The sequence below is a fragment of the Microcystis ichthyoblabe FBCC-A1114 genome (assembly GCF_050500245.1).
GTDB lineage: Bacteria > Cyanobacteriota > Cyanobacteriia > Cyanobacteriales > Microcystaceae > Microcystis > Microcystis ichthyoblabe_A.
Genome location: NZ_CP191408.1, coordinates 1,323,177 through 1,342,737, shown reverse-complemented (window position 1 = coordinate 1,342,737; position 19,561 = coordinate 1,323,177). Strand labels below are relative to the sequence as shown.

20 protein-coding genes and 1 pseudogene are annotated in these 19,561 nt (G+C 41.8%); 15 read left to right on the top strand and 6 right to left on the bottom strand.

Annotation, left to right across the window (positions count from 1 at the left end; genetic code table 11):
* Positions 1-279 precede the first annotated feature (279 nt).
* Positions 280-1,635 carry a protein kinase domain-containing protein gene (locus ACQY1Y_RS06600; protein ID WP_430014222.1) on the top strand — a complete coding sequence of 452 codons (1,356 nt, stop codon included), beginning with the start codon at positions 280-282 and terminating at the stop codon, positions 1,633-1,635.
* Here the strand turns inward: ACQY1Y_RS06600 and ACQY1Y_RS06595 are convergent.
* The 3 genes and pseudogenes from ACQY1Y_RS06595 to ACQY1Y_RS06585 all read right to left on the bottom strand — a co-directional run bounded on the left by ACQY1Y_RS06595 (position 1,627) and on the right by ACQY1Y_RS06585 (position 4,120).
* Entirely contained in the window at positions 1,627-3,066 is a 1,440-nt protein-coding gene (locus ACQY1Y_RS06595) for an aminotransferase class I/II-fold pyridoxal phosphate-dependent enzyme (RefSeq protein ID WP_069475546.1), read from the bottom strand. The two genes, ACQY1Y_RS06600 and ACQY1Y_RS06595, sit on opposite strands and share 9 nt — an antisense overlap.
* Before the next feature lie 254 nt (positions 3,067-3,320).
* A pseudogene (locus ACQY1Y_RS06590) lies at positions 3,321-3,524 on the bottom strand (RNA-guided endonuclease TnpB family protein); the annotation flags it as partial.
* A 14-nt stretch (positions 3,525-3,538) separates the two neighbouring features.
* Positions 3,539-4,120, bottom strand: coding sequence for a hypothetical protein (locus ACQY1Y_RS06585; RefSeq protein ID WP_002746740.1), 582 nt, complete (start codon positions 4,118-4,120; stop codon positions 3,539-3,541).
* Positions 4,121-4,325: 205 nt separating this feature from the next.
* On the opposite strand from ACQY1Y_RS06585, the gene pyrH reads away from it, so the two are divergent.
* The 8 genes from pyrH to ACQY1Y_RS06545 all read left to right on the top strand — a co-directional run bounded on the left by pyrH (position 4,326) and on the right by ACQY1Y_RS06545 (position 12,518).
* Positions 4,326-5,048 carry a UMP kinase gene (gene pyrH, locus ACQY1Y_RS06580; RefSeq protein WP_002732255.1) on the top strand — a complete coding sequence of 241 codons (723 nt, stop codon included), beginning with the start codon at positions 4,326-4,328 and terminating at the stop codon, positions 5,046-5,048.
* A gap of 13 nt (positions 5,049-5,061) precedes the next feature.
* Positions 5,062-5,583, top strand: a complete 522-nt coding sequence (frr, locus tag ACQY1Y_RS06575) for a ribosome recycling factor (RefSeq protein WP_002734034.1) — start codon at positions 5,062-5,064, stop codon at positions 5,581-5,583.
* Between the two features lie 604 nt (positions 5,584-6,187).
* Entirely contained in the window at positions 6,188-8,059 is a 1,872-nt protein-coding gene (locus ACQY1Y_RS06570; RefSeq protein WP_430014221.1) for a protein kinase domain-containing protein, read from the top strand.
* 244 nt (positions 8,060-8,303) lie between these two features.
* Entirely contained in the window at positions 8,304-8,831 is a 528-nt protein-coding gene (locus ACQY1Y_RS06565) for a COP23 domain-containing protein (protein WP_430014220.1), read from the top strand.
* A gap of 14 nt (positions 8,832-8,845) precedes the next feature.
* Positions 8,846-9,691, top strand: coding sequence for a S1 family peptidase (locus ACQY1Y_RS06560; RefSeq protein WP_430014219.1), 846 nt, complete (start codon positions 8,846-8,848; stop codon positions 9,689-9,691).
* Entirely contained in the window at positions 9,692-10,945 is a 1,254-nt protein-coding gene (locus ACQY1Y_RS06555; RefSeq protein WP_430014218.1) for a GUN4 domain-containing protein, read from the top strand. It abuts the gene before it with no gap.
* A gap of 2 nt (positions 10,946-10,947) precedes the next feature.
* Entirely contained in the window at positions 10,948-11,640 is a 693-nt protein-coding gene (locus ACQY1Y_RS06550; RefSeq protein ID WP_130758240.1) for a hypothetical protein, read from the top strand.
* Positions 11,641-12,023: 383 nt separating this feature from the next.
* Positions 12,024-12,518 (top strand): pentapeptide repeat-containing protein, encoded by a 495-nt coding sequence (locus ACQY1Y_RS06545; protein WP_316578230.1) that lies wholly within the window; start codon positions 12,024-12,026, stop codon positions 12,516-12,518.
* 116 nt (positions 12,519-12,634) lie between these two features.
* On the opposite strand, the gene ACQY1Y_RS06540 is transcribed toward ACQY1Y_RS06545, so the two are convergent.
* Together ACQY1Y_RS06540 and ACQY1Y_RS06535 are read right to left on the bottom strand one after the other, a co-directional pair.
* Positions 12,635-12,934, bottom strand: coding sequence for a DUF4282 domain-containing protein (locus ACQY1Y_RS06540; RefSeq protein ID WP_430014217.1), 300 nt, complete (start codon positions 12,932-12,934; stop codon positions 12,635-12,637).
* 412 nt (positions 12,935-13,346) lie between these two features.
* Entirely contained in the window at positions 13,347-13,745 is a 399-nt protein-coding gene (locus tag ACQY1Y_RS06535; protein WP_253845321.1) for a hypothetical protein, read from the bottom strand.
* A 220-nt stretch (positions 13,746-13,965) separates the two neighbouring features.
* On the opposite strand from ACQY1Y_RS06535, the gene ACQY1Y_RS06530 reads away from it, so the two are divergent.
* The 3 genes from ACQY1Y_RS06530 to ACQY1Y_RS06520 all read left to right on the top strand — a co-directional run bounded on the left by ACQY1Y_RS06530 (position 13,966) and on the right by ACQY1Y_RS06520 (position 14,978).
* Positions 13,966-14,328, top strand: coding sequence for a hypothetical protein (locus tag ACQY1Y_RS06530; RefSeq protein ID WP_430014216.1), 363 nt, complete (start codon positions 13,966-13,968; stop codon positions 14,326-14,328).
* Positions 14,329-14,351: 23 nt separating this feature from the next.
* Complete coding sequence (locus ACQY1Y_RS06525) at positions 14,352-14,621, top strand: hypothetical protein (RefSeq protein ID WP_430014215.1); 270 nt, start codon at positions 14,352-14,354, stop codon at positions 14,619-14,621.
* A gap of 72 nt (positions 14,622-14,693) precedes the next feature.
* A complete protein-coding gene (locus ACQY1Y_RS06520; RefSeq protein ID WP_002733645.1) occupies positions 14,694-14,978 on the top strand; it encodes a hypothetical protein in 285 nt (94 codons plus the stop codon).
* Between the two features lie 437 nt (positions 14,979-15,415).
* Here ACQY1Y_RS06520 and ACQY1Y_RS06515 read toward each other — a convergent pair whose 3' ends face one another.
* Positions 15,416-16,282 (bottom strand): alpha/beta fold hydrolase, encoded by an 867-nt coding sequence (locus ACQY1Y_RS06515; RefSeq protein WP_430014214.1) that lies wholly within the window; start codon positions 16,280-16,282, stop codon positions 15,416-15,418.
* Positions 16,283-16,574: 292 nt separating this feature from the next.
* On the opposite strand from ACQY1Y_RS06515, the gene ACQY1Y_RS06510 reads away from it, so the two are divergent.
* The 3 genes from ACQY1Y_RS06510 (at position 16,575) to ACQY1Y_RS06500 (ending at position 19,561) form a co-directional block, all read left to right on the top strand.
* Positions 16,575-17,555 (top strand): ABC transporter ATP-binding protein, encoded by a 981-nt coding sequence (locus ACQY1Y_RS06510; protein WP_430014213.1) that lies wholly within the window; start codon positions 16,575-16,577, stop codon positions 17,553-17,555.
* 244 nt (positions 17,556-17,799) lie between these two features.
* On the top strand, positions 17,800-18,741 hold the full coding sequence (locus tag ACQY1Y_RS06505) for an ABC transporter ATP-binding protein (protein ID WP_430014212.1): 942 nt from the start codon (positions 17,800-17,802) through the stop codon (positions 18,739-18,741).
* Positions 18,731-19,561: an ABC transporter permease gene (locus ACQY1Y_RS06500; RefSeq protein WP_002775196.1), complete on the top strand. Its 831-nt coding sequence runs from the start codon at positions 18,731-18,733 to the stop codon at positions 19,559-19,561. Before ACQY1Y_RS06505 ends, ACQY1Y_RS06500 begins: the two co-directional genes overlap by 11 nt.

Sequence of the window (19,561 nt, the reverse complement as noted above, 5' to 3'; positions counted from 1 at the left end):
TGGGAAAAAAAAGCAATATTTTCAAGCACATCAAAACGCCGCGGCCAGAACCCTTGCCTTGGCTGATATGCGTGACCCGATTGATAACCGCCCTTATCTGGCTGAATTTTTTTCGGCCAAAGACTTGACAAACTCTAAAATTTTTGCTAACCTTGTAGTAGAATGGGAATCCGTGTCGGCCTACGAACCCTCTTTTTAAATCTTTCTCAAGAATAAAAATTTTAACCCGAATTGCCGGTAGTAGCTAAACTAAGAGCAGTACCACGGGAAACGGTGATTATGGAAGTTATTTGCACGCGTCCCCACTGTCCGAGACCGCGTAATCAGTGCCTAGACCTAGACGATAGCAATCGCTTAACCTCGATCGAGCAGAAATATTGTATTACTTGCGGGATGCCATTAATTTTGGGGGGACGTTATTTACCAGAACGTCTATTGGGACAAGGGGGATTTGGGGCGGCATTTTTAGCAGTAGATCGTTATAGTCCCAAAAAAGCTAAATGTGTAATCAAACAATTTCAACCCTCTGGTAATTTAAGTCCCCAAGCTTTAGAAAAAGCGAAAAACTTATTTTTTCAAGAAGCGCACGTTTTAGAAGATTTAGGACGAGAACATCCTCAAATCCCCGATCTCTATGCTTTTTTCCCTTTAAAAGTCAAGAATCAATTAACGGGAGAAGAAGAGCAATTTTTCTATCTGGCCCAGGAATATATCGATGGTAAAAACTTAGAAGAAATTCTCCAACAGCAACAAAAACCCTTTCAAGAAAGTGAAGTCAAAAACATTCTCAAAGAATTACTTCTTATCCTCAAATTTATCCATGAAAATGGTTCCATTCACCGGGATATAAAACCATCTAACATCATGCGATCCCAAAATAGCCGTCTCTATTTACTCGATTTTGGGGCAGTAAAACAGGCGACTAATAACCCTAGTAATACACAAGAGAAATCCACAACAATTTATTCAGCCGGATTTGCTCCTCCCGAACAACAATTAGGCAATCAGGTATCGGCATCCACAGATTTATATGCCCTAGCAGCTACCTGTGTTATACTCTTAACTAATCGCGATCCTGACGAGCTATACGATCCGCAAAAACAGATCTGGAATTGGCAAAATTATGCCCCTAATATCAGTGCAGATTTAGCCCAAGTATTCAATAAAATGTTACTAGCAAATCCCCGGGATAGATTTCAATCCTGTGAAGAAGTTTTAACCGCTTTAAATCCTCCTCCCCCATCTCCTCCACCCTCTCCAATTCCCCCAGCTTCTCCGGTGATGAGAAAAACTTCCCGCTTTTCTCTTGGGGAAACTTTCGCTAATGCTGCCTTTACAGGATTTGAGGGGACATTATTAGTAATTGCCTTAAATAGTTTAGTTCCCCCGGCAGGAATTGTCATCGCCTTTATGATCTTAGGTGGCTTAGTTTTGGCATTATTTAAAAAAGTGATTGAAGGAAAAGATTTACCGATTCTAGCAGCAATTACCCTCGCCTTCCTGTTAATTCCGCAACTGCAAAACGGCCTAAGTTTTCCTGAAATTGCTATCATTGCCGTGATGGCAGCCATTGGAGCCATTGCTATTACTGCCTTTTTCCGGTTAATATATCAGATAATTTTGCGATTATTTTAAAACCCTGAAAGTTGCCAAATTATCATCACTACCGCCGGTAATCGTGCCACCGAGGTCTAAAATAGTTTGCAGATAGTCGAGGACTTCCTGAGAAATTAACTCTCCCGGCATCAAAACGGGAATACCGGGGGGATAGGGACAGATAACATCGGCACTAAGACGATCGAGGGCATTTTTCCGGGATACTATCTCTGTAGGGGCAAAAAAAGCCTTTCTAGGAGAAATAGCCAGATTTCCCGTGACTGGGGCAGGAGTCAGGGGTAAACTGGTAGAGGAAGGGGATTGAAGGGATTGAAAAGCAGTAATGAGGCGATTAATGTGTTCGCGATGATTGCCGATGGAGATAATAAAAGTAAGTTGGCTTAAAGTCGGTAATTCTGCCGTGACAGCGTATTTTTCTCGCAAAATATCGTCTATTTCGTAACCAGTTAAGCCAAAATCTTTGACAATTACCGTTAAACGAGTGCGATCGAACCAGTGACAACCCGGGATAGAATGGGGAAAGTCTAAAACAGAGATATTAGGAATTTTATCGAGTTCTTTTCGGGCAGAAGCGGCTAAATCGAGGGTTTTGGTCAGTAAATCTAGTCCTTGCGTCGCCATTTGCTTTCTAGCACTATCAAGGGAAGCGAGAAGTAGATAACTAGGGCTAGTGGTTTGAACTAATTGTAAGGCTCGATCGACTTTTTCGGAACTAATGCGATCGCTTTTTAAGTGTAACATCGATGCTTGAGTTAAAGCCCCTAAAACCTTATGGGTGGACTGAATAGCCATATCAGCGCCGAGAGAGAGGGCAGCGGGAGGTAAATCGGGATGAAAGGCAAAATGGGCCCCGTGAGCCTCATCAACGAGCAGCGGGATGGAATAATGATTGGTAATCTGGGCGATAGTTTTTAAGTCACAGCAAACCCCTTGATAGGTGGGAGAGACTACCATTACCGCTTTTGCGTCGGGATGAAGTTTCAGGGCATTTGCGAGGGATTGGGGGGTTATATTTAAATTTAGATCGATAGTGGGATTATATTCGGGATTGATAAAGATAGGCTGCGCTCCGGAGAGAATTAAGCCCGAAATTGCCGATTTATGAATATTTCTCGCTAAAATAATTTTATCTCCCTCGCCGCAAGTGGCTAAAATCGCCGCAATAATGCCACAACTGGAACCATTGACTAAAAACCAGCTTTTATCTGCCCCAAATGTCTCGGCTGCTAAAATTTGCGCTTCTTTAATCACTCCCGTCGGGGCAAACAAATTATCCAGGTCGGGTAATTCGGGTAAATCGGCTTTAAAGACGCTTTTTCCTAGTAAATTACTTAAATCTTCCCCGATTCCTTCCCCCTGCTTATGCCCTGGCGCATAAAATGGTACATCTAAACTATTGACTTTTTTTTGCAGTTGTGCTAACAACGGAGCAGATTCTGGCGAAGGCATTTTGGAAAGGAATTATGAATTATGGCTCTCTTGGATTTGGTGGGTAAAATGTATTCTAAGATACATTCCTCCTAGTGAGGGGGTGGAAGGAACCACTCCAGACACAGAGGACACAAAGATTGATCGCTTTTCTAGTAAGTTAAACTGGTCGCAACGCGCTCGCTACGCGAGATCACACAAAGAATAAGAGAGCTGGAAAACTTCGTACCTCACTATTAAGATAACTGCTCTAACATCTCTAGGGACATTTAAGGCTTTTTGGACCCTATATCTGGGCAACGGTCAGACTTTTCGCTTTGTTGGTTGCCATCGAGAAATTAAGCGAAAATCCCGACCATATTAAGCGGATTTCGCCGATAGCATATCTCGAAAAGAACGCCATCCTAAGTCTGATATAGCACGGGATAGCTTACGGTTTTAACCATTCCTGATGTGTTGAAATCTTCTAAAACTATCGTAGTGAAAAAGCCAATTAGGCAAGGGATTCTCCCACTTCTAAGAGGGGACAAAAGGGAAAATAGGGAGAAACCGTCCAACGATAGAATTTTTTGCTGCTGGTGGACTGAAGATTAAAACGCAGGGAAACAAAGGGGAAAAAGGGAGATACGGAACAATTCCAACTGAAAGCCGGCTTAGAACTGCTATTATCGTCTTGCAAAGACCAAGCAGGGTATTGAAAAACCTCGCGGACGAGGGATTTTCCTTCATCGCTAACTTGGGCGCAGCTGCGACTAATGCCCGAAACCAAACAGAGACTATTACTGACACAATTATCATTAGAAGCCACGATCAGGAGATCTTCCCCAGTGGTGGTTAGTTCAAAAGCGATAAAATCTCCACCTTGCCAACGACTAAGGACTTGTCCCTGGGCATTCTGGTAGATAGCGCTGCAGTTTTCGGGATCGAGAAGACGATTACTATCGGGATCTAAGTAACCGCAAACCTTGCCCATCAGACGAGTTCCATCCTGAAACCCATAGACCCAATCAAAGGTATCGATGTTAGCGGCCTTTTGATTGTTTTTGTTAACCAATAGTAATCGATCGCTGACCACGGTTATTAATTCTCTATAAAACTAAGCTTCCCTTAATAACAAAGGTATCACTAAATACTAATTTCCCAACGAAAAGATTTATTAATCTTAACTTGTTGGCCCTGGGGGAGAGTGGACTGGTCAACTTAAATCAAGGCCAAAACCTGCTATCTTATGGGGAGACAAAAATTATCTAGATCTTGTTTTAGCGAGTGGTAGTAAGGGCATGGCGTACAAGCGGGTATTATTAAAACTGAGTGGGGAGGCCCTGATGGGCAATCTCGGCTATGGGATCGACCCGATGGTGGTTTCCGCTATCGCTCAGGAAATCTCCGAAGTGGTTGACCAAGGCATCCAATTGGCGATCGTGGTCGGTGGGGGCAATATTTTTCGGGGGGTGAAAGCCGCCTCGGCTGGCATGGATCGGGCCACGGCCGATTATATTGGTATGATAGCAACAGTCATGAACGCCATGACCTTGCAGGATGCCCTAGAACGAGCGCAAGTACCGACCAGGGTATTAACGGCGATCGCGATGCAGGAATTAGCTGAACCCTACATCCGCCGGCGGGCCATCCGTCATCTGGAAAAAGGTCGGGTGGTGGTTTTCGGTGCGGGATCGGGTAATCCTTTCTTTACCACCGATACCACGGCAGCCCTACGCGCTGCCGAAATCGATGCGGAAGTGGTGTTTAAAGCGACGAAAGTGGATGGGGTTTATGATTCCGATCCCTCTCACAACCCTAACGCGCGACGCTTTCAAAGTCTCACCTACGGTCATGTGCTGACCCATGATCTGCGGGTGATGGACGGAACTGCGATCGCTCTGTGCAAGGAAAATAATATTCCGATAGTCGTTTTCGATCTGTCGGTAGCAGGTAATATTGTTCGCGCTGTCAAAGGTGAACCCGTTGGAACATTGGTAGGAGGATTCTGTGAAGTTAGCTGAAGTTCAAGACCATATGCAGAAAACCGTCGAATCAACCCAGAGAGCTTTTAATACGATTCGTACCGGCCGCGCAAATGCTTCTCTTTTAGATCGAATCGTGGTGGAGTATTATGGCATGGAAACTCCCCTCAAGTCCCTGGCCACTATTAGCACTCCCGACGCAACCACGATCGCTATTCAACCCTTCGATCGTACCAGTATGGGGGCGATCGAAAAGGCGATTTCTCTCTCGGACGTGGGTTTAACCCCCAGTAATGACGGTCAGACCATTCGTTTGAATATCCCTCCCCTCACTAGCGATCGCCGCAAGGACTTGGTCAAATTAGCGGCGAAATTGGCCGAAGAGGGAAAGGTGTCTGTCCGCAATATTCGCCGGGATGCGATCGATGCTATCCGTAAACAGGAAAAAAGTCACGAAATTTCTGAGGATGAATCCAGGGATTTACAGGATCAAGTCCAGAAATCCACCGATAAATTTATCGCCAAAATCGAGGATTTATTAACGACAAAAGAAAAAGATATCATGACCGTTTAAGTTTTTTTCTCCTAAGAAATAGAACAGGCTTTTTGTCTGTTCTATTTGGTTTTTTATCCCTAGGTAAAAGCTAGGGGGTAGTGGGGAGGTTTGGGGGTGAAGTCTTTCCGTATCGAGGCATCTCAGGTTATCAAAAATTCGAGTTTAAAATCCCCTAATTTTATGACGGGGTAAGTTGTTGACTATCTCATTAAAGTCTTAGATTGTAAAATCTACAGCAATTTTCTGTTACACCAAATCAGCTGAAGCGTTCCACATCCTTGCCTAAAATCTTTGATCGCTGCCAAAAAAGTTTTTGGCTAAGAAAAATCCTAATCAATGGGTTGACAGCAGGAGATAGGAGGGACTTTTTGATAGTTTTTGTTTTCTGGACTTAATTAAGTACGTAGGCGTTAAAAATTATCAAATGCCCCCCTTATCAAGGAGGGCAGGGGGGATCAAACCCAAAATCTATCTTCAATTTAATTATAACCAGCTACTTACCATTTTTGCTAATCTAACCAATAGCTCAAGGGCAGCGGGCAGCGAGGGTTGAAAAAAAATCACCCCCACGAAGTTTATCCATTTTAAAATGACAGCATTCCTATTAGAGAGTCGCTATTAAATGCTAAACAATCGCTATGAAATCTTGGAACAACTAGGTAGAGGCGGTTTTGGCGAAACTTTCCTCGCGATCGATACTCGTATGCCCTCCCGCCGTAAATGTGTAATCAAGCAACTAAAGCCAGATGATACAACTAACACAGCACCAACTCCCGGTTGGTTTGAAAAACGTTTCCAGCGAGAAGCCGCTATTTTAGAAGAATTAGGGCGAAATAACCGACAAATTCCCCAACTTTACGAGTACTTTTCAGAAGGGGAAAATTTCTTCTTCGTCCAAGAATGGATTGAAGGGATCACCCTCAGTCAAAAACACCAACGAGAAGGCAACCTCTCGGAAGCGCAAGTAGAAAAAATCTTGCGAGAACTCCTACCCGTCCTCGACTACATCCACGGCCGAGGAATCATCCACCGGGACATCAAACCCGACAATATCATCCTGCGGGCCAGCGACGGTAAACCTGTTCTCATTGATTTTGGTATTGTCAAAGAGGTGAACAATATCAATGGCGGCAATAAAACAGTCCCATTGGGAACTCCTGGCTACATGGCATCAGAACAAGCAGCTGGCCATCCAGTTCGCTCCAGCGACCTCTACAGCTTGGGTCTAACCGCAATTTTCCTGCTGACGGGCAAAACTCCTCAAGCTCTCACCAGCGACCCCAACACCGGTGAAATCCTCTGGCGAAAAGATGCGCCCCACCGACCCTCGAATTTAGCCGCCGTTATCGATCGCGCTGTCCGTTTCCACCCCCGCGATCGCTTCACCTCTGCTCAAGAAATGTTAACCGACTTGCCTGGTTCCGCTGGACGGGAAAAAACGCCTGTTGTTGTTCCTCCTGATACCAAAATTCTCCCGCCATCGAGGTTTAAACGTTGGTTCTGGGTAATTTTTATTGTTATAACTGGTGGGTTTTCTTTTGGGTTTGGCCATCCAATAATAAAACCGTGGTTGGATTACTTGTTCCCAAATGAACCAACGGTTAAAGAACTTCCCTTGATTGAGCCGTCGAGCCAGATTAATTCCTTTGTACTAGACGAAGATGGTCAAACTTTGCTAGGTGGGGATGAGAAAGGGAACATCTACCTGTGGGACGTGGCAACTGGAAAACGGAAAAAAACCATAGCAGGACAAGGAAAAGCTATTTTAGAGATCGCTATAAGTAACGATCAACAAATATTAGCCAGCAGCAGTGAAGATGGCACAATCAAGGTTTGGGATTTAAAAACGGGGAAAGAACGTATTACCCTGCCAAACCAACGAGGTTTGATCGCCCTAGCCTTAAGTTCCGATGGCAATACATTGGTTACTGGTGGAAAAGATACAACAGTTAAACTCTGGAATCTGTCAACGGGAAATTTAATCGAGACGCTACCAGTGGAAAAAGAGGTGGTATCCCTTGCCATCAATCAAGACGCATCAATTATCGTCAGCGGACATTCGGGCGGTGACATCAGTTTTTGGCAAAAACAAGGCAGTAACCCATACGAACCACGCATTTTTCCCTCTATCAATCCATGGACAGCCCCCTCGGTTGCCGTCAGTGCCGATGGAACCACCGCCGCTAGTAGCAGTTGCCAAGAAAATATCAGAATTTGGAAAGATAGCGATTGGAAAGATTCTCCTCTCCAAGCAGGGTCATCCGCCGATATCTGTTTGATAGTTATCAGCGAAGATGGCAAGATAATTGCTGGCCGCAGTTCCGATGAAACCATTAGATTATGGAACCTAAACACCAAAAAGGAGATTTTTAGCTACTCCCCTTCCTCTCCCAAATCTTTCGATTCACCTAGAATGATCGCCCTCAGTGGAGATGGGCGTACCGTTGCCAGCAATTTTGACAAGAAAATCCAAGTTTGGCGGCCGAGTTTCTGAATTATCGGTGTCAAGATTATCCTGACCAGCTTTTATACTACATCTTGTTTAATAACGTCTTCAAGGCTGATGACTGATAGCTATAAGTAAGTGGGAAGCGGGGCGCAGGTTTTCAAAGCTCGATCGGGAGTTAATCGTATTATTAAAAGTTGATTTGGGATGAATCCCATGTTAGACTAGCGACTAAAACGAAAAAAAGAGGTCATTGAGAATGAAACACCGACAGCCATGCCAAATTCTGGCGATGTTATTTTTAACTGGTGCGGTCACTTTTAGTTTACCAGAACCTAGCAAGTCCGCAGGAAAGGGACTGTTCTTCTGCGGCCAACTTCAGGGAAAGTGGAATACCTTTGTCAAACGCCCTAAAAGAAATATAGCGATAATTGAATGGACTTCTAACGACTTTGCCGATTCAGGATGGGACAACAGGAAACGCTGCATCACGGTTTCTGATCGCTTTAATCAATATGCTCCTATGCTGACCAATGTTAAAACTTCAAATGTTAATGGCTATCCCGTCATCTGTGTTCCTAAAGTTAAGGGCGGCAGTTGTGCTAAAAACGAGGTATTATTCACTCTAAAAGCAGGAGTAAACTCTGAAGAAGTTGCCCAAAAACTATTTAATATGAATCGCTATGGCAATCCTTCAAAATTTAGATTTACTGACCAGCCTTTTTCCTATGATTCAGAAGGAGAACTTAATATTAATGTCGAGACTTTTATTAACAATCTTGAAGAAATAATCGAAGCTTCAGAAAATGAGCCTCGCTAGGAGTAAGTTTGGCAGTGAACCAATCCCAATGTCAACTTTTACTAATAATGTTTCTGATCAGTAGTCCAGCCTTAAGGGTAGTGACTGATGCAGATAATAGCTACTTTGCTCCTCACATTATTCGGTCGGGATGCCCATCTTCTCGACCAATTTTGATCGATTCTTTATATAATAAGATTAAAGTTATCACAGTAAAAATATTATATGAATCAGAATTTATCGGTTCTGGAGTAATAATTTACTCCCAAAACAACAATTATAAAGTGATTACTAACGCCCATGTTCTCAAGGATAATCACTTTTCCTACAGCATTCAAACTTTTGACGGAAAGATTCATATTTCAGAAGTGGTAAAAACTGCAAATTTGGCTCGGAATGACCTAGCCTTACTACAATTTAAATCCCCCTGCTTTTATGTAGCTTCTCGCCTAGGTTCCTCCGCTAACCTAAAGAGAGGGGAATATGTGTTAGCGGCGGGTTTCCCTTTTTATTTGCAGCCACAATTTGCCTATCCAGCCAATGAGTCAATACAAAAAAAAGAGACAAGAGAAAGCACTCAGAGCCTAAACGACGAGTTTAATTTTACACCGGGTAAAATAGTTGCATTCTTGGAAAAACCGCTAGAAGGAGGATATCAAATTGGATATAATGGCGACTTTGAAAAGGGAATGAGCGGAGGTCCATTACTCAATCAAAAGGGAGAATTAGTCGGCATCAGCGGCAGACATCCCGTTTTGTGGGAAAACTCCGATAATTATGAAGATGGTTCTCAACCATCGCCGGATTTGCAGACTCTAATCAATAACTCAAGTTGGGCAATCCCCAGCGAACAAATTATTAAAGTAATATCTGATAAATAGATGAAAATATTAGCTACAATAAACTGGCTTATTGTTGGATTAATAGCGGTTTCATTAACTCAGCAAGGCTTATTAGCTCTCTCCCAAAGCGAAGTTGAAGAAATCGCCAAACAAACTACAGTCAAAATAATTAGAATAGACGGTAATAATCCAGGTACTGGAGCAATTGTCCAGAAACAAAAATATATATTTAAAGGACAGGAAGGATACTTATATACTGTCCTGACTAACTGCCATGTGTTTCTCAATTCAAAATTCTGCGATCAAGAAAATAAGCCAACTTCCGAACCGATGCCCAACTCTACTGGATATCGCGTTGAAACTTCTGACAGACAACAGTATATAAGTGAAATTTCCTCGGTAAAAATTCATCCGAATGCTGATTTAGCAATTTTCAAGTTTTTTAGTACAAGAGAATACGAAACTGTTAGAATAGGTAATGCAGAACAGCTATCTGCCTCCAGTAAAGTTTATGTATTTGGCTGGGCAGTTCCTAGCAAAACTAGCCGAGATCGACGTGCGCGATTTTTCGGTCCTGGGAATGTACTTGGTACTGACAGAAAAGCCGCAGGGGGATATCAAATTGCCCATAAACTCGAACTTTTACCCGGAATGAGTGGCGGTCCACTATTACACGAAAACGGCTGTTTGGTAGGAATCAATGGGGGAGGTGGCAAAAGAGATCCTAACATACCAGTTATAGAATTTTCATCCGTTCCTATTAATCTTTATGCAAGCTGGCAAAATATCCAAGTAGTGGACGACTGTCGAGCCACTCCGCTGCCCGATAATAATCTCTTTAAGACACTTCGCAATCTTCTCGAACAGGGAAATTGGCAGCAGGCCGAAGCCGAAACGAAAAAACTAATGCTTCGAGGTACAGATCAAACCTACTTTAACGGAAACATCATAAACAATCTGTCTTGTTCTGACCTGAAGATTATTAATCGACTTTGGGTGCAATATTCCAGTGGACATTTTGGCTTTAGCGTTCAGGGAGAAATCTGGAGAGGCGTAAAAAATGACTATAAGCAATTTGAAGAGAGGGTAGGGTGGCGGCGTGGCTATGAAGGACCATTGACCAATCCCCCCAACTACAGTCTTGAAGCCAAAAAAGGTCACTTGCCATCCTATAAACTTCTTGCCGCTTCCGACTTCGGAACATTCCTTAACCGATTGGAAAAATGCGATGCTTTAAGTTTCACAGACTCAGGTATTATAGAGAATATAATCTCAAGCGAATCTGAACCCTAATTATGATGAATAACGGTTTCATTTCACCTCTGAAATTTCTCAGCCTAAGTTTCTGCCTAACTTGTCTGCCGTCAAATACCCAAGCGATAAATATTTACCCGCCAATTATCACCAGCAACCAACAACAACAGAATAAGCAAACGGAATCGCCAGAAGTTGGTTTGGAAATAATAGGAAGTCCCTCTCTCAACAGATTGGTGATTCCCATGTACCGATATACTGGTGAATGCCCGGGGTTTTCTAAAGGTATAGTAAAAGCAAGCTTTACCTCCACCGCCTTCCCTCCGAGTCGGGACAGAAGGGTTATTGTTAGAAATGTTAGCCGGGGAGTGGCGAGCGATCCTTTTCCCTTCACCGATCGAGATTATAGCCGGGGCAGAGGCTCCCAAATTACCGAGATAACCATCGGTTCAGGACACGATGGACAATTTCTAATCGTCAGACAGGGAGAAAACGATTTCGATTATACGATTAAGGAAAAAAACACAATAGTTGACCAGGGAACCTTCACAGCATACGTGGAAACAACAACCATTGTTGAAGAAAAGAATAAAGTACCAACAACAAAGCGTGTTTGCCCTGGTAATCGTATCGATGATCCCTTGGGAATCATCAATCTCTTGGGAAGCATAATCTGTGACAAGGAGGAAGTAACAGTCTATGAATGTCCATCTTATCCCGATGTTACAAGATAGGGTTCGCTCAATATAGGTAAAAGCCCTACTAAAAAAGGCTTTTATTTGATATGACTCAAAACCTTTGCGATTTCCCTAGTAATGAAAATCTCAAAGGTAGTTTCGTTGGACTTAATAGGGTTAGTGGAGGATAAACTGCCCTCAGAAAATGCACTGAGGGATAGCATCCTTTTTGTCCGCATCGGGGAAATACTATGTTATAATTACTTCTTAAGTAGGTAGGCGTTAAAAATTATCAGATTCCCCCTTATTAAGGGGGGACTAAGGGGGGATCGGCACCCCCCTTATCAAGGGGGGCAGGGGGGATCGAACCTAAAATCCATTTTAAATTTAATTATAACCAGCTACTTATTTGTTTGAAAAAAAATTGAGGTAAAATAGCTATGAAACTTACTGTCATCTTTTCAATAATCGTTCTATCTTCTGTGAGTTTAGTAAGTTCTATCGGTGCTGAAAATCTCGATCATGTAAAGAAATTTAAGCAAACAAAACAATGCCCCGGATGTGATTTAAGCGGTGCAGATTTGAGTGGATTAAATCTAAGACACGCTAACCTACAAGGCGCTGATTTAAGTGGTGCTAGTCTTCGTGGTTCTGATTTAACCAAAGCCAATTTAAGTGGCGCAATTTTGACGGGAGCTAACTTGGATAGCACCAAATTAATAGGAGCAAATTTATCAAATGCTAGACTTAATAGTGCTTATATGGGCTATGCAAAATTAATGGATGCTAATTTAAAAAGAGCAAGCCTGATAAATGCTGACATAGCCCGGTCTAATTTTACAGGGGCAGATGTGACAGACGCTAATTTTAATGGTGTGAGATGTGATACTTATACAGGGTTGGATGGAAGCGCAAGTGCAGCATGGTGTAAATAAATAAAAATGAACCACTCTACGCTGCTACACGATCAAGTGGAGTAGTTCATTTAAGGGTTAATGATTTGGCATGACCTTAACTTGTTTTCAGAAGCTTGTGATGAAAAACTCCAGACTTAAGGAAGCCGTTTGAAGTGTTCAGCAAGCTCTGAAGTATTTTCAGCAGTTTTTAGTGAGGCCACAAATCCCTCTAAAACAATGCGAAAGCTAATCAGGAGTGATAGGAATAAAACTGGGGACAAGAGAAAAGCCAGTAAACCTTGACCCGGACCTGCTTGAAATCCACCTATCAAAAATCCTAAAGAAAATAGGAAGATAAAAATTCCCCCTACTCCGTAAATTAAACCAATAATTCTAATTCCAATAAATTTGGAAAAGGAAAGGTCGAATAATAAACTGAAAAAATTACTCGGCATTTAACTTGCTCCTCTCTTAATAAACGGCAATTTTTTGAAGTCTGAGTAACGAACTGTGAAAAGTTTCGGCATATCAGCCTATTTGGGTGCGATCGCAGAATTTTTCGTATATCACACCCAGAAGCTTGAAGTAGATTTATGACAATAGGCTGAAATAACAGAAACTTTCTGGAAGTCTAGCGACGATTCTTTGATCTGACTGCATTTTTTGACAAAAGTTTACAATTATTCAACGTACTTAATTGTCGGGGACTTCTGTAAAGATTATCATTCATACTGCACTTGTCGCGTTTTGTTTCCATCTAAATCAACAAGAATCTAAGGGTAATATCAAGACTTATCGAACTGTTTAGTTAGTACATAGCCCAAAGCAAGCTATGAGCCGGTGATAATTTTTGGAGATGTCTAATAATTAGCAGCAACAATCATCATATCCCCAAGGAAAACCTTCACCATAATTCCTATTATCCTCACTCAAACATTTAAAAACTCTAACATTTCCATCTTGAAGAAGACCGACTTCTGGTCCCCATTCATATCCTAGCCAAAACTTAATCAATACAACATCCGAACAAGAAAATATGATGTCTTGACTGATTGATTCCATAAATTTGGGGGAATTGCCAACATTGTTTAATCCTGGTTCACCGACTGTTATGTTTACTATCTTATTTCTGGTTGCTTTCCAAGGATTGTTTCGTCCATTATATCTGACAGCATTCGGTGAATTCAAAAGCTCTATACTAAATTCAGATGCTGTTTTTCCACCATTAGCATTTAGTTGCCAACTCCATGCCTTAGCTTTCTTCAATTTAGCTTGCGTTCTATCTAAGGAAGCTTGACACTTAGCAGAAACCTGACAGGGGGACAAGCAAGCTGAAAAGCTTATGTAGCACGGAATACAGATACGGACTCCAAAAAAAGATAAGTCATATTTACCATATATGACCTAAATAACGAAAATGATAAGTGAACTATACCAGAAAGTGTTAAAAAATGAACTGGGACGAGCCAGATATCTACTGTTGTTAATGATAGTTGGAACCTTGCAAATACTAAAGCAAGCTAAGTTAGAGATATTAGCTGAAGCCTTACCAATACCAATCCTGTTTGAGAGTCGGAGAAAAAAACTAAAAAGATTTTTAAAGCTGGAAATTCTGAATATTGAAAAAATCTGGTTTCTCTGCCTAAAAGAGATGTTAAAACAGCAGCAGAGATTCACAACAAAAGGATTAGCGTATATTGCCATAGACCAGACAAGTTTGGGAGCAATAAATATCTTGATGGTGAGTCTAATTTACGACAAGAGAGCCATGCCAATCTATTGGGAGATATTAGATAAAAAAGGAAGTAGTAATCTCGAAGAACAGCAGCGAGTATTGGGAAAATATTGACGGTGCTATCAGGTCATAAAATCGTGGTGTTAGGAGATAGAGAATTTTGCTCGGTCAGTCTTGGAAAGTGGCTTCAGAAGCAGAGTTTATACTTTTGTTTAAGACAAAAAAAAAGTACAAATGTCAAGACAAAAGAAGGAATTTATCAAGAAATGAGAGAGTTAGGTTTAAGTCCAGGAACTCAACTATTTTTAAATGATGTCAATATTACAAAAGAGCAGGGATTTGTCCAGTTTAACTTAGCTGGTAAGTGGAAAAAAACCTATGGGGGTTTTCAAACAAAAGAACCTTGATATATTCTGACAAATTTTGGGGATTTAGAGACGGCAATAATTGCCTATCAAAAAAGATTTGATATTGAGGAGATGTTCCGAAATTTTAAGTCGGGAGGCTATAGCTTAGAAGGTTCTCAATTAGCACCGCAATACTTATCAAAGCTGATAATTGTTATAGCTATCGCCTATACAAGTGCCACACTGCAAGGTAAAAAAATTAAGGATATGGGAATCCAAAAATATGTTACAAGACCTGAAAAAAGATATAAAGGTCAACGCAGACACAGCAGTTTTTATGTGGGTCAACATTTCTATCATTGGCTCCAGCTACATCAAATGTTCCCAAAAAAATATAGAAGAGCTAATGCAAATTAACCGCTATCGGTTGAAGGATTACATCAAGGGACAAAGAGCTATATCGCGGTTCTTCGGTTTGTGTTATGCAATGGACTGGGGTTATAAGGGATGAAAACCTTATTTAGAAAGGCATTTGGCGATTTTTGTCAATTGTTTTTTATCTAGAGCGAACTCATCAATTAAGTCTCTTGCCAGAGAAGGATTTAGTCAATTTATGCCCCCCTATCGAACCATAACAAGTAACGAAGAGCCAGTAAGTAGTCGTGCAAAATAAATTTCCTAATGAAGAAAGGCAAGAGGCAAGAGGTGGTTAGATATGTGTAATTAATTTTGCTTAGGTACTTATTGCCGTTAAATAGGCTACAGACTCTCTTCCCTGCAACCTAATAATGGACAAGGTTTTCGCTTCACCTTTTCAGCCTAGCATCTACATTATAAAAGATACCAAATCGGTTCTATAAGCTTTTCATCCAATCACTAATCAACTGGTTAACCTCTGTGGGAATTTCATCGTGGGGACAATGACCGGCAGTTAGATAATATTCTGTGAGAGAAGGATAGTATTGACGGAATTTGGCCCCGCGTTCCCTAGTATTCATCCAAGGGTCCCCCTCACCCCATAACATCAACAGGGGACAACTTAACTTTTGCAGGAGAATATCCACATTTTCCCCCCGGGGAGATTTAAACACAGAAGCAAAAACTTTGGCTGCTCCCGCATCCAGGGAAGGACGACGGATATCTTCTATTAACTGCTCGGTAATGGCACTGCGATCGAGATATACTTTCTCTAGGGTTTTACGGATAGTTTTGGGTTGACGGGTATAGAGAAATAAGAGATAACTAGCCCAGGGTTGCAGCAAGACTGATCGCAGTAGTTTTTGTGCTAAATTAGGCTGACGATTGCTTTCTGTATCGCTAAAGGGACCAGCACTATTGAGGAGAATTAATCCCCGAACATTCTCGGAATGATTAGCAGCTACACAGAGAGAAGCGTAACCCCCCAGAGAATTACCCGCTAAAACCGTCGGTTGGCCCACAACTTCCTTGATAAAATCGTTTAATTGTTGCTGCCAAAGATTGCCACTATAGACAAGATCCGGTTTAGCTGATCTACCAAATCCTAACAGATCGATCGCCCATACTTCCCATTCTGAGACCAAACCTTGCACATTTTTTCGCCAATGGTCGGTGGAAGCGCCAAAACCGTGGACTAATAGTAAAGGGGGTTTTCCCGCAACTCTAGTACCCGCTTGCACATAGTGTATCGAATTTCCTTGCCATTGCCAATTTTGCCTGATTGTCAGAGCAGCTGTATTCATCTGGTGTTTTGTTAAGTAATGTTAATAATTCTTAGTCTAACCGATTGAGAAACTGGAGACAAAGCTAGAGATTTTTGACCAAACCCCTTGACCAAAAACGGAACTTGACATATACTTACATATATGATAGAAATCCGTGCCTGCCTGCAAACCCTTCATTTTTGGGCAAATAACCCTAAAAAACACTCTCAAAAAAATCTTGAGCGGGATTAATCTCCTAGTATGGGTGGCTAACCCTAGATAATTACTCCTGAATAACAGGGACAGTTTTTTGCTAATTCTGATAACAGCTATGAAGATTTTGACGATTTTACAGGGATTAATCGACAAAAATCCCTTAACTGAGGCGGATCTAGAAGAATTACTAGCGATCGAATCCTTAAATTTTCAGCAGACTAACCCTCTCATCCTACAGGAAAGGGCGGAACTATTAACGATTCTCTGGCCGCGAGTCTGGCAAAAATGTCAGGAGTTAGGGATAAATCAGCCAAATCAGATTTTGATCAGCTGTTGGCGCTTGTGGATTCCCTGGGCGCTAGAGCTACGCAGCCACGCAAAACCGTTGATTCAAGGCATTTTGGCTCCCCAAGGCACGGGAAAGACCACCGTAACATCCATAATGTCGATTATTTTAGCCTATTTTGATTTAAAAGTAAATAATCTCTCTTTAGATGATATTTATAAGACCTATAATGAGCGAATAAAATTGCGTCAAAAGGATGAAAGATTGCGCTGGCGTGGTCCACCGGGTACTCATGATATAGCATTAGGAATTAAAGTTTTAGAACAGGTTTGTCAGCAAGAAAGTCCGATTTTAATCCCGCGGTTTGACAAGTCCCTGCATCGAGGACAAGGAGATAGAATTGCAGCGGAACAAGTGGAACGAGTTGATGTTCTTTTTTTCGAGGGTTGGTTTGTGGGCATGAATCCAGTAGAAGAAACAGTCTTTGATCATGCCCCCGATCCGATTAATAGCGAGGAAGACCGACAATTCGCCAGGGATAATAATCAAAGATTGCGAGAATATCTACCCCTCTGGTCAAAAATCGATCGCTTACTGATTCTTTATCCCCTTGACTACCGTTACAGTTTACAATGGCGACAGGCGGCCGAAACAAAAGGAGGTATGACCCCATCAGAAATCGAGGAATTTGTCAAGTATTTTTGGAAAAGTTTACATCCGCAATTGTTTCTGCCCCCCCTGCTCAAACAAGCGGATATAGTGGTAGAAATTAATCGCGATCATAGTCTGGGAAAAATCAGTTATCAGTGAGCAGTAGGCAAGAGGCAAGAGGCAAGAGGCAAGAGGCAAAAGAAAGAATCTGGCAATTCTCCTACCCAAAAAGAAGGTTAGAAACTAAGTCCATAAAATCTTCTAGCTTAACAAATTAGGTTTTAGATTCCGTCGAGTTAAAAGAAAGCTCCGAACTTGTCACTTAACACTATTGACTGAAAACTCACATCTGGTAACTGATAACTGATAACTGATAACTGATAACTGATAACTGATAAAGCTTATGATTGAAGTGGAACATCTGAGTAAAATTTATGGTTCGACCACGGCAATTAGTGACGTGGATTTTACCGTAGAAAAAGGAGAAATACTCGGTTTCTTGGGACCGAATGGAGCGGGAAAAACCACAACTATGAGGATTTTATCTGGGTATATTCCTGCCACGACAGGAACAGCAAGGATAGCAGGATACGATGTGCATCAACAATCCTTAGAAGTGCGTCGTCGCATTGGTTATCTTCCCGAAAATCCCCCCTTGTATCCAGAGATGACCGTGGAAGGTTTTCTTGATTTTGTGGCACGGATTAAAGGCATCTCATCGGGGGATAGAAAAGCGCGGGTAGATTTAGTGTTAGGCAAATGTCAGTTACTAGAAAAAAGAAAAGTTATTATCCGCAAGTTATCCAAGGGTTATAAACAGCGTGTGGGAATTGCCCAAGCGATTGTACACGATCCACCAGTAATTATTTTAGATGAACCGACAGTAGGATTGGATCCGAAACAGATTATCGAGGTGAGAAATCTAATTAAAAGTTTAGCGGGAGAACATACAATTATTCTCTCCACTCATATTTTACCAGAAGTGAGTATTACCTGCGATCGAGCGACAATTATTAATCGGGGTCGCATCGTAGCCAATAATATTACTACCGCTACCCCTGCTGGTTCCAGTTATGAAATTGAGATCGAAGGTGATAGGGATTCCCTGTTAGAAATCCTGCAACAAATACCCCAAGTCGAACAAGCAGCAAAAGTCGGCGATAACCTGCTCAAAATTGTTGGTCAAGCGGGGACAAACCTAGGGGCAGAACTTGCTAGAATAGTTGTCAACAATGGTTATAACCTATTAGAAATGCGTCGCACGCGTAAAACCCTAGAAGATATATTTCTGGAAGTAATCGGCAGCGGGGAAAGTAATCACCAAGAGGAGAGGCATGATCAATAATATCTGGGCGATTTTTCGCAAGGAATTTCAAAGCTATTTTACCGCCGCCAATGCCTATATCATTATGGGGATATTTTGGTTAGTAGCGGGATTTTTCTTTAACTCCCTTCTCTACGGCATTATTCTCGATATTGGTATTCAGGAACAATCGGGATTTCTGGTAGCCAGAGATACGGTATCTGAATTTCTGACCACTTTCATCGGCATTATTTTATCCTCTTTATTGTTGGTAATTTTGCCGGCCCTGTCTATGGGATTATACGCAGAGGAAAAAAAACAGGGAACCCTAGAACTTTTAGCCACTTCCCCCCTGACTAATTGGAGTATAGCCATCGGTAAATTATTGGGAGTGCTGGCCTTTTTTACCGTGATGATTACCCCCCTCTGGATTTACGAAATAGTAGTTTTTAGTAGCGCAGTTCCCCCGGTGAATATAGCCAGTATTTTACTAGCTCATCTAGGATTAATTTTACTGGCAGCGGCCATCCTAGCCATCGGGATGTTTATATCTTCCCTCACCAATAGTTCTATTCTTGCTTACATCATCACCTTTATCACCATCTTATTTATCTGGATACTGGATGTAATTGCTAACAATGCCGAAACCTTCTTTCGAGATCGCATTGGAGGAGAAGTGGGAGAACAGATCGGATTTTTCTTGAAAGAATTGCTCTCCCATCTATCTTGGTATCAACCCTTTAACAATTTCGTGCGGGGAATTTTTGACAGTAGTAGTTTAGTCATCCTCCTCAGTTATATTCTGCTGGGAATCTTCCTAACTACTCAAGCGATCGAAGCGGACCGTTATCAAAGAAACTAA

Bases quoted from the DNA above. Each gene is read 5' to 3' on its own strand.
- ACQY1Y_RS06600 (WP_430014222.1), top strand. From the start codon at position 280: ATGGAAGTTATTTGCACGCGTCCCCACTGTCCGAGACCGCGTAATCAG.
- ACQY1Y_RS06595 (WP_069475546.1), bottom strand. From the start codon at position 3,066: ATGCCTTCGCCAGAATCTGCTCCGTTGTTAGCACAACTGCAAAAAAAA.
- pyrH (WP_002732255.1), top strand. From the start codon at position 4,326: ATGGCGTACAAGCGGGTATTATTAAAACTGAGTGGGGAGGCCCTGATG.
- frr (WP_002734034.1), top strand. From the start codon at position 5,062: ATGCAGAAAACCGTCGAATCAACCCAGAGAGCTTTTAATACGATTCGT.
- ACQY1Y_RS06570 (WP_430014221.1), top strand. From the start codon at position 6,188: ATGCTAAACAATCGCTATGAAATCTTGGAACAACTAGGTAGAGGCGGT.
- ACQY1Y_RS06565 (WP_430014220.1), top strand. From the start codon at position 8,304: ATGTTATTTTTAACTGGTGCGGTCACTTTTAGTTTACCAGAACCTAGC.
- ACQY1Y_RS06555 (WP_430014218.1), top strand. From the start codon at position 9,692: ATGAAAATATTAGCTACAATAAACTGGCTTATTGTTGGATTAATAGCG.
- ACQY1Y_RS06550 (WP_130758240.1), top strand. From the start codon at position 10,948: ATGATGAATAACGGTTTCATTTCACCTCTGAAATTTCTCAGCCTAAGT.
- ACQY1Y_RS06545 (WP_316578230.1), top strand. From the start codon at position 12,024: ATGAAACTTACTGTCATCTTTTCAATAATCGTTCTATCTTCTGTGAGT.
- ACQY1Y_RS06540 (WP_430014217.1), bottom strand. From the start codon at position 12,934: ATGCCGAGTAATTTTTTCAGTTTATTATTCGACCTTTCCTTTTCCAAA.
- ACQY1Y_RS06530 (WP_430014216.1), top strand. From the start codon at position 13,966: ATGATAGTTGGAACCTTGCAAATACTAAAGCAAGCTAAGTTAGAGATA.
- ACQY1Y_RS06520 (WP_002733645.1), top strand. From the start codon at position 14,694: ATGTTCCGAAATTTTAAGTCGGGAGGCTATAGCTTAGAAGGTTCTCAA.
- ACQY1Y_RS06515 (WP_430014214.1), bottom strand. From the start codon at position 16,282: ATGAATACAGCTGCTCTGACAATCAGGCAAAATTGGCAATGGCAAGGA.
- ACQY1Y_RS06510 (WP_430014213.1), top strand. From the start codon at position 16,575: ATGAAGATTTTGACGATTTTACAGGGATTAATCGACAAAAATCCCTTA.
- ACQY1Y_RS06505 (WP_430014212.1), top strand. From the start codon at position 17,800: ATGATTGAAGTGGAACATCTGAGTAAAATTTATGGTTCGACCACGGCA.
- ACQY1Y_RS06500 (WP_002775196.1), top strand. From the start codon at position 18,731: ATGATCAATAATATCTGGGCGATTTTTCGCAAGGAATTTCAAAGCTAT.